This is a genomic window from Streptomyces flaveolus, from assembly GCF_014648815.1.
Lineage (GTDB): Bacteria > Actinomycetota > Actinomycetes > Streptomycetales > Streptomycetaceae > Streptomyces > Streptomyces flaveolus.
Genome location: NZ_BMRV01000008.1, coordinates 188,351 through 200,323, shown reverse-complemented (window position 1 = coordinate 200,323; position 11,973 = coordinate 188,351). Strand labels below are relative to the sequence as shown.

Here is an 11,973-nt window from a genome sequence, read left to right as displayed (position 1 = left end):
TCGGGCTGAATGGAGGCATGACCTCCTCGAACGACTCCTCGAAGGAGCCGGTGGAGCCGGTGGAGGAACCGGCGGACGCCGTGACCTCCGTGGTCGCCCCGCAGCTGCGCGCCCTGCGGCGCCGCGCGGCCCTCACCCTGGAGGCGGCGGCCCGCGCCGCCGGACTGTCGCCCGCCCACCTCTCCCGCCTGGAGACGGGGCAGCGCCAGCCCTCGCTGCCGATGCTGCTCTCGCTCGCCCGCATTTATGGTACGACCGTCTCGGAGCTGCTCGGCGAGACGACCGCGGACCGGGACGCCGTCGTGCGGGCCGGGGACATGGAGCCGACGGCCGCGGGCGGCTGGACGTACTGGCAGGCCGGCGGGTCCGGCCGCGGGATGCAGGCGCTGCGCGTCCGTGTGCCGTACGGCACACAGGGCGACATCGTGCGCGTGCACCCCGGAGAGGAGTGGCTCTACGTCCTGCGGGGCCGGCTGCGGCTGCGCCTCGGGGACGCCGTGCACCTGCTCGGCCCGGGCGACAGCGCCCACTTCGACTCCCTGACCCCGCACCGTATCGCCGCCCAGGACGCCGACGGGCTCGAGCTCCTCTTCGTCCACACCCTGCTGCAGAGCCCCACGGCGGCGCTGTGCCTGGGGCCCGTCACCACACCGACCCGTCACACCGCAGGAGAGATGCCATGAGCACGATCCAGGACAAGCTCCCGCGCGCCCTGTGGGTGCGACTCCTCATCTACATCGCCCTCGGGCACGTCGTCGCGGGCTTCCTCTTCCTGCTCTTCGAGGTGGGCGCCAAGTAGCCGGCCGGCACCGTGAGCGGGTGGCTCAGTCCAGCATCCGCTCGCGCAGCCGCTCCCGGATCTCCGGCGTGATGCCGAGCCCCTTCTCCAGGTAGGCGTCGACCCCGCCCCAGGTCTCCTCGACGGTCTCGAAGGCCGCCGCCAGGTACTCGGCGCGCGCGTCGAACAGGGGGCTGAGCAGCTCCATGACCTCCGGGGAGTAGGCCGAGGCGGCGGAGCTGCTGCGGCGCACCTTGTAGCGGCGGTGCGTCGCGTTCGACTTCAGGTAGTCCTCCACGATGGCGTCGCGCTGCACGCCCAGGGCGAGCAGGGTGATCGCGATCGACAGGCCCGCGCGGTCCTTGCCGGCCGCGCAGTGCATCAGCGCGGGGACGCTGTCCTCGGCGAGCGCGTGCAGCACCCGGGAGTGCTCCGCCGTGCGCTCCTTGATGATCGTGCGGTAGGAGGTGATCATCCGGTTCGCGGCCTGGCCGTCCGCGAGGATCTCGCGCAGCTGGTCGAGGTCGCCGTCGCGGACCATCTTCCAGAACTCGGCGCCGTCGGCCGGATCGCTCAGCGGCAGGTTCACATTGCGCACGCCCGGCAGCTCGACGTCCGGGCCCTCGAGCTTCTGGTCGGCGGCGTTGCGGAAGTCGAAGATCGTGTGCAGCCCCAGCGAGGCGAGGAACGCGGAGTCCTCCCCGGTGGCGTGCGCGAGGTGGCCGCTGCGGAACAGCACACCCTGGCGCACGCGCCGCCCGTCCACGGTCGGCAGTCCGCCCACGTCCCGGAAGTTGCGCACGCCGGCCAGCTCGGGTTCGGTCGACGGGACCTGCTGCGTCACGGGGGCTCCTCCCAGTCCGCCCCGCCGGCGCTGCTCGCCGGCGGGCGCCCAGCCGACGATACGGCATCCCTTGCCTGCGGCAACGAGTCGCCCGTGGGCAGTCGGCAGGTCCGGCTACGGCGCATCTGAGCCTTCTGTCCGAATTGGTCTCTTCATCCCAACTCGCCAGGAAATAAAGGATGCTGGAGTGTCTCCCGTGAGCAGCGTCATAGAGGTGACCGTCCGTTGCCCGTCATGTTCACGTAATTCATGTGCCTATCAAGGCCCTTTGCGGAAAAGGGCGCTCGCGGAATCGACGGAGTGTGACCGCCCGTCCCCGTAAAGGATCAAGTGAGACGCCTGTCCGCGGAACCACTCGCTTGTCCGTTCGCATCGTGGTCGCTTACGTTCACCACCGATCCGGACGGACGCCTAATCCTGCCGCCGACCGGAGCCCGCAATCATCCACCACCCGTACACGGCAGGAGCGGGGGACCCACAGGTAACACCGCCTGTTCCGGTTCCCGGAACGGCTCGGGGTAAAGCCGCGTCATGGCGCGGCCGGGCATCTCCAGCCCGCACCCGACAGCTCACCTCGCAGGCGCCGGAGAGGAATTCGCCATGCCCGCGAAGGGTAAGCACCGCCGTACCAAGGCCCAGCGCATCACCCGCACCATCGCCGTCGCCGGAACCGGTGGCGCCGCGCTCGCGCTCCCGCTGATGGGTGCCGCCGCCGCCAACGCCGCTCCCGCGCACTCCGTCGCCGGACAGTCCGTCCAGTCCGTCGCGACCGGCGCGCAGAAGTCGGCCGACAAGGGCTCGGCCTCGCACACCTACGTCGTGAAGAGCGGCGACTACCTCTCGAAGATCGCCGACGAGCAGCACGTCGACGGCGGCTGGAAGAAGCTCTACTCGGACAACCGCGAGGCCGTCGGCTCCGACCCGTCGCTCATCCACCCGGGTCTCAAGCTGTCGATCGGCCAGAAGGCCGCGGCCGGCAGCGCCAAGTCCTCGGCGCCGGCGGAGAAGTCCGCCGAGAAGCCGGCCAAGGCCGAGAAGTCCTCCGCGCAGTCCGCCGAGAAGTCGTCGGACACCGCGAAGACCTCCGCGTCGAAGTCCTCCGGCACGAGCGCCCAGTCCGCCGGCACCACCAGCGCCTACACCGCCCCCGTGGCCGGCGCCGGCGTCGGCACCCCGTACCACCAGTCCGGCAGCATGTGGTCCAGCGGCTACCACACCGGCACCGACTTCGTCGTCCCGACCGGCACCTCCCTGAAGGCCGTCGGCGCGGGCACGGTCGTCTCCGCCGGCTGGGGCGGCGCGTACGGCAACCAGGTCGTCATCAAGCTCGCCGACGGCTACTACGCCCAGTACGCCCACCTGTCCTCGATCTCCGTCTCCGCCGGTCAGTCCGTGACCGCCGGTCAGCAGATCGGTCTCTCCGGCGCCACCGGCAACGTGACCGGACCGCACCTGCACTTCGAGATCCGCACCACGCCGGACTACGGCTCCGACGTGGACCCGGTCGCCTACCTGCGCTCGCACGGCGTCTCCATCTGACGACCGTTCCCGCGCAGTGACCGCGCCACCGAAGGCCGGACCCCGATCCCCGGGTCCGGCCTTCGGTGCGTCCGTCACCGGGCTGTGCTTATTCCTGAGTTGGCGAACACTTTAGGAGTGGCTTTTCTCACCGCCCGTCAACCCTTTCCTACGGTCGCGTAGGTCACATTCCAAGGTGAATCATGGGCCGATGTGGCAGACGATTCGAAGAGTGACAGCAGAGCAGTGATCGGGTCGTACGTGGCGGTGGGGGACAGCTTCACCGAGGGCGTCGGCGACCCCGGCCCCGACGGGGCGTTCGTCGGCTGGGCCGACCGGTTCGCCGTACTGCTCGCGGACCGGCGCCCCGAGGGCGACTTCACGTACACGAACCTCGCCGTACGCGGCAGGCTGCTCGACCAGATCGTGGCGGAGCAGGTCCCCCGGGCGGTCGAACTCGCGCCGGACCTGGTCTCGTTCTGTGCCGGCGGCAACGACATCATCCGGCCCGGCACCGACCCCGACGAGGTGGCCGAACGGTTCGAGCGGGCGGTGGCCGCGCTGACCGCCGCGGCCGGCACGGTGCTGGTGACCACCGGCTTCGACACCCGCGGAGTGCCCGTCCTCAGGCACCTGCGCGGCAAGATCGCCACCTACAACGGACACGTGCGGGCCATCGCCGACCGCTACGGCTGCCCGGTGCTCGACCTCTGGTCGCTGCGCAGCGTCCAGGACCGCCGGGCCTGGGACGCCGACCGCCTGCACCTGTCGGCCGAGGGGCACACCCGCGTGGCGCTGCGCGCCGGCCAGGTCCTCGGCCTGCGCGTCCCTGCCGACCCGGACCAGCCCTGGCCGCCCCTGCCGCCGCGCGGCACCCTCGACGTCCGGCGGGACGACGTGCACTGGGCGCGGGAGTACCTGGTGCCCTGGATCGGCCGCCGCCTGCGCGGCGAATCCTCGGGGGACCACGTCACGGCCAAGGGGACCCTGACAGCGGACGACCTCAGGCTGCGCATCGCTTCGGTGGCCTGAGGCGGGGACGCCCCTGCGATCCGGCCGGGGGGGCGCTTCAGGGCCGTGGCTCGGTCAAGGCAGCCCGGTCCAGGCCGAGTTCGCGGGCGAGCGCCTCGTCCACCCAGCGCAGCGCACGGGCGCGGGACACCGCGCCCGTGTACGACGTCAGCTGTACGGCCAGCCCGTCCAGCAGTGCCGTCAGCCGCAGGGCGGCGCCGTCGGGGTCCGGGCACGGGAACTCCCCGGCGGCCACACCGTCCGCGATGACCTCGGCGATGGCCGCCTTCCACTGCCGGTCCAGCTCCCGCGTGACCTCCCGCAGCGCGGGCTCGCGCAGCGACGCCGCCCAGCCCTCGATCCACAGCCGCCAGCCTTTGGCCTGGCCGGTCGGGGCGTACCACCGCACGGCCGCGCGCAGCCGGCGCAGCGCCGAGGTGCGGCGGCCCAGCAGTTTGCGCAGACGGGCCAGATCGTCCTCGGCGGCGTGGGTGAACGCGGCGGCGACCAGCCGCTCCTTCGTCGAGAAGTGGTAGAGCACCAGAGCGCTGCTGACACCGAGCGCCGCGGCCACGTCGGCGATCCGCAGCGCCGCCACGCCCCGCGCCGATATCTGCTCGATGGCCGCGCGCAGCAGCTCCTCACGCCGCTCCGCCACACTCAACCGGACTCTCGTCACGCCCGTCACCCTATACAGGCGCACGCAGGTGCGACGACGGCCGCTTCCGGCCCGCCGGCTCAGTCCGCCGCGGTGGTGGCCGCGCCCGAGCGCCCCGCGCCGGGCAGGTCGCAGGACTCCTTGAAGCCCTGGCTGGTGAGGCCGAGCGCGGCGTTGATGCGGGAACGCAGGTTCTCGACGGCGATCATGGCCGTCAGCTCCACGAACGCCGGCTCGCCCAGCCGCGTCCGCAGCCGTCCGGCGAGGTCGTCGCCGACGGTGGGCGGGGTCGCCGTCACCGCCTCGGCATACTCCATGACGTCACGCTCCAGCGGCGTGTAGGCGTCGCTCTCCCGCCACACGGGCACGTCGTGGAGCTTGCGCCGGTCCATGCCGCGCCCGGCGTTCTCCCAGTAGCCGAAGTCCATGCACCAGGAGCAGCCGATCGAGGACGCCGAGGCCATCACCGCGAGCGCCTTCAGGCCGGGGTCCAGCCTGTTCCACTTGGCCACGGACCGCTCGAAGCGCAGGTCGCCCCAGAGCACGCGCGGGTTGTGGGCGAGCGCCTTGCCGGGGTCGAGGACCTTGCCGTAGGTACGCCGGGAGTACCGCTCCATGACGCGGAAGAGGAGAGTCCGGGGCGGGGTGAGGGATACGCGGGCCATGGGGGCCACCTTCCTGTCCGTCGGCCGTGCCGATCCGTTCCGGGCGCTCCGGCGGGGCGCCCTCACCGGTACGACGGCTGGAGGGAACCCGGATGTGACATCCCTCGTTCGAGGTGACGTCGGACAGGACGACAATGAGAGCCTGACCCACTCCACCAGGAGGTACCGTGGCCGCCCCCCGTTCCCCCCACACCGGGCTCCGCGTGCCGCGGCCCGCCGCCTTCGGCGCGGACCCGGGCGGTGAGCGCATGGCGCGTATCCGCAGATCGCCGCACTTTCGCGACGGGGTCTTCCAGAACCCCGGCGGCACCGCCAGGACCCGGCCCTCCGGATCGGCCCGCGAGTTCGCCAAGATCTACTTCGACCGGGAGTCGCGGCTCCGCCGTGCCCCGCGCGGCACGGTCCCGGTCCACGCCACCACGCTCGCCGACCTCGCCCGGCCGCCCGCCACCGGGCTGCGGCTGACCTGGACGGGACACTCCAGCGTGCTCGCCGAGATCGACGGACAGCGGGTGCTGTTCGACCCCGTGTGGGGCGAGCGCTGCTCCCCGTTCCCCTTCGCCGGACCCAAGCGGCTGCACCCGGTCCCGGTGCCCCTGGCTGCCCTGGGCCCGGTCGACGTCGTCGTCATCTCCCACGACCACTACGACCACCTGGACATGCCCACGATCACGGCACTGGCCGGCACGGACACCCTGTTCGCCGTGCCGCTCGGTGTCGGCGCCCACCTCGAACACTGGGGCGTGTCCGCCGGCCGGCTGCGGGAGCTGGACTGGCACGAGTCGACGCGCGTCGGCGGCCTCACCCTGACCGCCACCCCGGCCCGCCACTTCTGCGGACGCGGGCTGCGCAACACCCAGCACACCCTCTGGGCGTCCTGGGTCGTCGCCGGTGAGGAGCACCGCGTCTACCACAGCGGCGACACCGGCTACTTCGACGGCTTCCGGGACATCGGCGCCGCACACGGCCCGTTCGACGCCACGATGATCCAGATCGGGGCGTACGCCGAGTTCTGGCCGGACATCCACATGACCCCCGAGGAGGGCGTACGCGCCCACCTCGACCTCCAGGGCGGCAGCCCGGGCGGCGCCATGCTGCCGATCCACTGGGGGACCTTCAACCTGGCGCCGCACGCCTGGGCGGAGCCGGGGGAGTGGACCAAGGACGCCGCCGAGGAGGCCGGCCAAGCGGTGGCCTTCCCGCGGCCGGGCGAGCCGTTCGAGCCGACGGGGAAGCTGCCGGTGGAGCCGTGGTGGCGGGCGGTTTCCGGTCCGGTCGCGCAGCACTGGCCCCGTCCGCGCATCACTGAGGGGGTGGCCGGCACGAGCAGGGGTGATCTCGACCTCGCGGGTGAGCGGTGACATCGGTGGGGAATGTCCCGTCATCACCGGTTCCGTGGGCCATCAGGCGTGTCGGAGTCGGAGGGATCCCCGTGGATGCCGTTGAGGGGATGGCCGGTGTCGCACTCGCGCCCTTCCACTCGCCCAGGATCTCTTCGGGCCCCAAGGTGTCCAACCCGGCCCAGACGGCGTCCGGTTGAACGCGCCGGGTAACCACGGTGCCGAGGCTCAGCAGCACATGGCGTTCGGCGACCTCCTCCGCGCTGCGTCCCGCAGGTCCACGTAGCGGGACCGGCCTCCGCGGCCGCCGCGCGCCAGCGGTCCAGGACGTCCTTGACGGACGTCTCCCGCGGGGTGGCGATCAACTGGGGACGTCCATACTCCGGTGGCGCCGCCTGTCCGGATGCGCGTGGACACCTCGCCGCCACCGTCACTCATGGTGACCGAATCTGATCGAACCAGATCGATCCTCAGTGCTTCTGGAGCGACTCCTTCACCCTGTTATCGGTCTGTCGTACGACGCCTCATACCAGAGCGGGACGTTGCCCGGGGGACTTTGGCAACTGCCCACCGCACATGATGTGCGGGCGACTACTGTCAGTGTCCGTCGGGCGACGTAGGGCCGGATCCCCCGGTCCGCCCGGCCGACAGCGCGCTGGCGCACGCCCGCGTGGCGTCGCGTGCCCGCGTGGTGCCCGCCACCACGTGCGGGCCCCCGCGCCCGACGGACCAACGGACCAGTACGAGGACCCCGATGTCTCACCTCCGCGCCCCCGCCGCGCGAGCAGACCGCCGTGAGGGCGGGCGGCACGGCCGGCCGGCCCCACGCACCGCCGCCGCGCTGCACGAGACCCACATACGGCCCCAACTCCTGCGTCTCGCCGTGCTGCCGCCCGTGGCGGTCGCCCTCAGCGCCTGCGCGGCCGTGCTGTTCACCGTCCGCTCCACCGGCGTACGGCCCGGCCCCGTCCTGTGGTGCGTGCTCGGCGGAGCGGTCTCCGTGGCACTGGCGGCCGTCGTCATCGCCGCCGTCGCCGCCGACCGCGCCGCGCGATCGGTGCACGACCGTGTCGGCGCGCTGCGCCGCAGCACCGCGCGCGGGGAGGGCGATCTGCGCGCCGTGGTCGAGGCGTTGCGCCGCGGTGAGACCCCGCCCCAGCGCAAGCCGCGCGGCGGACCGCCGGACGACGCCGACGACTTCGAACTGCTCGCCGCCGACCTCTCCCGCGCCCACGACGGTGCGGTCGCCGCCGTCGTCCGGGCCGCCCAGCTCTCCAGCCAGGCGGGCAGCGAACAGAAGCTGGAGGTCTTCGTCAACCTCGCCCGGCGCCTCCAGTCCCTGGTGCACCGCGAGATCTCCATCCTCGACGAGCTGGAGAACGAGATCGAGGACCCCGACCTCCTCAAGGGCCTCTTCCACGTCGACCACCTTGCCACCCGCATCCGCCGCCACGCCGAGAACCTCGCCGTGCTCGGGGGCGCCGTCTCCCGTCGGCAGTGGAGCAACCCGGTGGACATGACCGAAGTGCTGCGCTCCGCCATCGCCGAGGTCGAGCAGTACTCCCGGGTCCGCCTGGTCCCGCCGATCGACGGCACCCTGCGCGGTCACGCCGTCGCCGACGTCATCCATCTGCTGGCCGAACTCGTCGAGAACGCCACCCTGTTCTCCGCCCCGCAGACCCAGGTGCTGATGCGGGCCAACCTCGTCACCTCGGGCCTCGCCGTGGAGGTCGAGGACCGCGGACTCGGCATGCCCGTCGCCGAGCAGAGCCGGATGAACGCCCTGCTCGCCGACCCCGACCAGGTCAACGTCGCCCGCCTGCTGGCGGACGGCCGCATCGGGCTGTACGTGGTCTCGCAGCTCGCCAAGCGGCACGGCATCACCGTCCGCCTGCAGACCAACATCTACGGCGGGGTCCAGGCCGTACTCGTCGTTCCGCAGGCCCTGTTGGGCACGGAACCGCCCATCGCGGATGCCGGGGTCCGGCCGCAGGAGGCCACGGGGGCCACGCCGTCGCTCGTCCCGCCCTCGCAGCAGCCACGACCGCCGGCCACACCCCTGCCGCCCCCGTCCGCCAGGCCCGCGCCCGCGGTGCCCATCTCCGTCGCGCCCGGCCCTGGGACGCCCGTTCCCGCCGCGCCCGGCTCCGAGGTATCCGTTCCCGCCGCGCCGAGCACAGGAGCGACCCTTCCCGCCCAGCCGCTGTCCGAGGTACCCGCCTCCGCCCTGCCCGGCCCCGCGGAGCCTGCTCCCGCCGTGCCCGGCAGAGTGGCGTCAGCCCCCGCGCTGCCCGGCACCGGGGCGCCCGCCTCCGACGCACCGGAATCCGACGCGCCCGTCTCCGCCGTACCGGACTTCCCGGCGCCCGCTCCCGCCGCCCCCGCCCCGTGGGCGCCGGCGCCTCCCTCGTCTCAGGCGTCCCCCGCCCAAGAACCCTTGCCGCTGCCCGTGCGGGGTGCCCGGGAGGACCGGGCCAACCCGGCCGCCGCGGTGCCCGGCCTCCGGCCCGGTGACCGGGGGGCCCTCGCCGAGCACGCGGCCACCCCGCCCGTCCCGCGCCACAGCGCCGTGCGCGGCACCATGGGCAAGCCCCGACTGCCCCGCCGCCGCGCCCACGAGCACATCGCGCCACAGCTGCGCGGCGGTCCCGCGCCGCGCCCCGACACCGACCCCGGGCAACTCGTCGGCCACGACCCCGGCCTGATGGCGGCCTTCCAGCGCGGCGTCGGCCTGGCAGAGGCCCAACAGCACCTGGAACAGGCCCGGACGGAGCCCGCCCGCACAGCGCCGCCGCACACGGAATCACCCCCCACCGCGCCGGTCACCTCCGACGCGTCCCAGCGGGAGCCGGTCCGCACCGCGTACAGCGACGCGCACCGACTGCCCGCGCCCCGCGCCGACCGCACCGCCTCGCACGACGGGAGCGAACCGGCCGGATGACCGCACCCCCGCCCACCCCCACCCCCACGACCAGCGCTCCCGCAGCCCTTCGTACCCCAAGGAGTCGATCCACCATGGCGAGCGACGCGCCGACCGGCCAAGTGTCCGACCTCGACTGGCTGATGAGCGGCCTCGTGCAGCGCGTACCGCACACGACCAGCGCGGTGCTCCTGTCCTGCGACGGACTGGTGAAGTCCGTCCACGGCCTCGACGCGGACAGCGCCGACCACATGGCGGCCCTGGCCTCCGGCCTCTACTCCCTCGGCCGCAGCGCCGGCGTCCGGTTCGGCGACGGCGGAGACGTACGCCAGGTCGTCGTCGAACTCGACTCGACCCTGCTCTTCGTCACCACCGCCGGCTCCGGCACCTGCCTCGCCGTGCTGGCCGGCCGCGAGGCCGACGCGGCCGTGCTCGGCTACGAGATGGCGATGCTGGTCAAGAGCGTCCGCCCCTACCTGGTCACCGCGCCCCGGCAGTACGCCGTGGAACCCCCGGCGATGAGGCCTTGAGGGTGGCCGCGGCCGGCGACGGGCCCTGGCTCGACGACGCGGCCGGACGGCTGGTGCGCCCCTTCACCGTGAGCAACGGCCGTACCCGGCCCACCGTCGCGCTCGACCTGATGTCCCAGGTGATGGCCACGGGGGCGACCCCGCTCGGCTACCTCGGACCCGAACACGCCCAGGCACTCGACCTGTGCCGGGCGCCCCTCCCGGTCGCCGAGCTCGCCGCGCACCTGAGGCTGCCGGTCGCGGTCACCAAGGTGCTGCTGTCGGACCTCGTCGACTGCGGCGCGCTGACCACCAAACCCCCCGCCGCGTTCCACCACGACCCCACGGACCGGGCCCTTCTGGAGGCAGTGCTCGATGGACTACGACGACAGCTCTGACTACGGCCACGGCCACGACGACGGCACCGATCCGTTCCCCACCGCGCTGAAGATCCTCGTGGCGGGCGGTTTCGGCGTCGGCAAGACGACCTTCGTCGGCGCGGTGAGCGAGATCGCACCGCTGAGCACGGAGGAACTGCTCACCACCGTCAGCGCCGCCACCGACAACCTCGACGGCATCGAGAACAAGCTCGAAACGACCGTGGCCATGGACTTCGGCCGCATCACCCTCGACCCGCAGCACGTGCTGTACCTGTTCGGGACCCCCGGCCAGGAACGGTTCTGGTTCATGTGGGACGAGCTGTGCGAGGGCGCGCTCGGAGCGGTGATCATCGCCGACACCCGGCGCCTGGAGGAGTCCTTCGCCGCCGTCGACTTCTTCGAGGAGCGCGGCCTCGGCTTCATCGTCGCGATCAACGAGTTCGACGGCGCCCACCGCTACGACCCCGAGGAGGTGCGCGCGGCCATGGACCTCCATCCCGAGATCCCCATCGTGCGCTGCGACGCCCGGATCTCCAGCTCCGGCGTACAGACGCTGCTCACCCTCGTCCGCCACCTCATCGCCCACACGCCGGCCCCCACGACGGGGTTCGGCGCCGGAGCCCGCCCATGAGCTACGACCCGCCGCGCCCGGTCGGACGTCTGCTGCTCACCCCCGAGGACCGGGAGGCCCCCGCCCGGGTGCGACGGCTGCGCCGGCTCGGTCTGGCGGAACGCCCGGATCCGGCCCTCGACGCCTTCGCGGCCCATCTCGCGGTGCTCGTCGAGGCGCCGTACGCGATGGTCAACTTCCTGGTCGAGGGCGGGCAGTTCTTCGCGGGCCTGCGGGTGCCCGACGTCCCGCCGGTGCGGCGCGGGGACGGCACCAGTCCCGAGTTCCGCCGCGTCCAGCCCCGCGACCACGGCTTCTGCCCCCACGTGGTGGTCCGGCGCAAGGCCCTGGTCCTGGAGGACGTGCGCGACTACCCGCGCTTCGCGGGCAACGCGGTCGTCGACGAGTTCGGCATCCACTCCTACCTCGGCGCGCCCCTCATCGACAGCACCGGGACGGTGCTGGGCACGGTCTCCGCCGCCGACGTGCGGCCCCGGACCTGGGGGCGGGCGGGCCTGGACACCGTGAAGTCCTCGGCGGCCGACCTCGTACGGCGCATCGAGCGCAGCGCCGAGGACGGGCTTCCGCTGTGAGCCGCCGGGGGACGGCACGACCGGCGGGCGGGGTGTGAAGGAAAGCTGCGGCCGGGCTTAAGAAAGGCTCGATGGACCCGGGGCGGTCACGTACGGCAGATTGCTGTGCGATTCCACTCCCTTCCCCGGACGCGGGCCGCTTCGGCA

General features: G+C 72.9%; 13 protein-coding genes and 1 riboswitch. Of the genes, 10 read left to right on the top strand and 3 right to left on the bottom strand.

The genetic code is table 11. The features are described 5' to 3' along the window. The first annotated feature begins 17 nt into the window (after positions 1-17). Complete coding sequence (locus IEZ05_RS20430; RefSeq protein WP_189231613.1) at positions 18-683, top strand: helix-turn-helix domain-containing protein; 666 nt, start codon at positions 18-20, stop codon at positions 681-683. Further along, positions 680-799, top strand: coding sequence for a DUF6126 family protein (locus tag IEZ05_RS20425; RefSeq protein ID WP_189231612.1), 120 nt, complete (start codon positions 680-682; stop codon positions 797-799). The genes IEZ05_RS20430 and IEZ05_RS20425 overlap by 4 nt, the downstream gene beginning before the upstream one ends. 25 nt (positions 800-824) lie before the next feature. Here IEZ05_RS20425 and IEZ05_RS20420 read toward each other — a convergent pair whose 3' ends face one another. Next, positions 825-1,622, bottom strand: a complete 798-nt coding sequence (locus IEZ05_RS20420; RefSeq protein WP_189231611.1) for a tyrosine-protein phosphatase — start codon at positions 1,620-1,622, stop codon at positions 825-827. A 438-nt stretch (positions 1,623-2,060) separates the two neighbouring features. Next, positions 2,061-2,218, top strand: a riboswitch (cyclic di-AMP (ydaO/yuaA leader). Between the two features lie 4 nt (positions 2,219-2,222). Here IEZ05_RS20420 and IEZ05_RS20415 point away from each other — a divergent pair. After that, the gene (locus IEZ05_RS20415; protein WP_189231610.1) at positions 2,223-3,161 is read left to right on the top strand and encodes a M23 family metallopeptidase; all 939 of its coding nucleotides are present in this window, start codon (positions 2,223-2,225) and stop codon (positions 3,159-3,161) included. 225 nt (positions 3,162-3,386) lie between these two features. Further along, positions 3,387-4,172, top strand: a complete 786-nt coding sequence (locus IEZ05_RS20410) for an SGNH/GDSL hydrolase family protein (protein ID WP_189231747.1) — start codon at positions 3,387-3,389, stop codon at positions 4,170-4,172. Positions 4,173-4,209: 37 nt separating this feature from the next. Here the strand turns inward: IEZ05_RS20410 and IEZ05_RS20405 are convergent, their stop codons facing one another. Continuing rightward, complete coding sequence (locus IEZ05_RS20405) at positions 4,210-4,830, bottom strand: TetR/AcrR family transcriptional regulator (RefSeq protein ID WP_189231609.1); 621 nt, start codon at positions 4,828-4,830, stop codon at positions 4,210-4,212. Between the two features lie 59 nt (positions 4,831-4,889). After that, positions 4,890-5,474 carry a carboxymuconolactone decarboxylase family protein gene (locus IEZ05_RS20400; RefSeq protein ID WP_189231608.1) on the bottom strand — a complete coding sequence of 195 codons (585 nt, stop codon included), beginning with the start codon at positions 5,472-5,474 and terminating at the stop codon, positions 4,890-4,892. A 167-nt stretch (positions 5,475-5,641) separates the two neighbouring features. Here IEZ05_RS20400 and IEZ05_RS20395 point away from each other — a divergent pair, with 167 nt between their 5' ends. From IEZ05_RS20395 to IEZ05_RS20370, 6 genes are all read left to right on the top strand, one after another. After that, entirely contained in the window at positions 5,642-6,835 is a 1,194-nt protein-coding gene (locus IEZ05_RS20395; RefSeq protein ID WP_189231607.1) for an MBL fold metallo-hydrolase, read from the top strand. A 733-nt stretch (positions 6,836-7,568) separates the two neighbouring features. Further along, positions 7,569-9,755, top strand: a complete 2,187-nt coding sequence (locus IEZ05_RS20390; protein ID WP_189231606.1) for an ATP-binding protein — start codon at positions 7,569-7,571, stop codon at positions 9,753-9,755. A gap of 74 nt (positions 9,756-9,829) precedes the next feature. Then, on the top strand, positions 9,830-10,264 hold the full coding sequence (locus tag IEZ05_RS20385; protein ID WP_189231605.1) for a roadblock/LC7 domain-containing protein: 435 nt from the start codon (positions 9,830-9,832) through the stop codon (positions 10,262-10,264). A gap of 2 nt (positions 10,265-10,266) precedes the next feature. After that, positions 10,267-10,641, top strand: a complete 375-nt coding sequence (locus IEZ05_RS20380; RefSeq protein ID WP_019330485.1) for a DUF742 domain-containing protein — start codon at positions 10,267-10,269, stop codon at positions 10,639-10,641. Then, positions 10,619-11,254, top strand: coding sequence for a GTP-binding protein (locus tag IEZ05_RS20375; RefSeq protein ID WP_189231604.1), 636 nt, complete (start codon positions 10,619-10,621; stop codon positions 11,252-11,254). Before IEZ05_RS20380 ends, IEZ05_RS20375 begins: the two co-directional genes overlap by 23 nt. Beyond that, positions 11,251-11,826, top strand: a complete 576-nt coding sequence (locus tag IEZ05_RS20370; protein ID WP_189231603.1) for a GAF domain-containing protein — start codon at positions 11,251-11,253, stop codon at positions 11,824-11,826. The genes IEZ05_RS20375 and IEZ05_RS20370 overlap by 4 nt, the downstream gene beginning before the upstream one ends. Positions 11,827-11,973: the final 147 nt, after the last annotated feature.

Coding starts and splice junctions, on each gene's coding strand:
- IEZ05_RS20375 (WP_189231604.1), top strand. CDS start 10,619: ATGGACTACGACGACAGCTCTGACTACGGCCACGGCCACGACGACGGC.
- IEZ05_RS20370 (WP_189231603.1), top strand. CDS start 11,251: ATGAGCTACGACCCGCCGCGCCCGGTCGGACGTCTGCTGCTCACCCCC.
- IEZ05_RS20425 (WP_189231612.1), top strand. CDS start 680: ATGAGCACGATCCAGGACAAGCTCCCGCGCGCCCTGTGGGTGCGACTC.
- IEZ05_RS20415 (WP_189231610.1), top strand. CDS start 2,223: ATGCCCGCGAAGGGTAAGCACCGCCGTACCAAGGCCCAGCGCATCACC.
- IEZ05_RS20390 (WP_189231606.1), top strand. CDS start 7,569: ATGTCTCACCTCCGCGCCCCCGCCGCGCGAGCAGACCGCCGTGAGGGC.
- IEZ05_RS20430 (WP_189231613.1), top strand. CDS start 18: ATGACCTCCTCGAACGACTCCTCGAAGGAGCCGGTGGAGCCGGTGGAG.
- IEZ05_RS20400 (WP_189231608.1), bottom strand. CDS start 5,474: ATGGCCCGCGTATCCCTCACCCCGCCCCGGACTCTCCTCTTCCGCGTC.
- IEZ05_RS20385 (WP_189231605.1), top strand. CDS start 9,830: ATGGCGAGCGACGCGCCGACCGGCCAAGTGTCCGACCTCGACTGGCTG.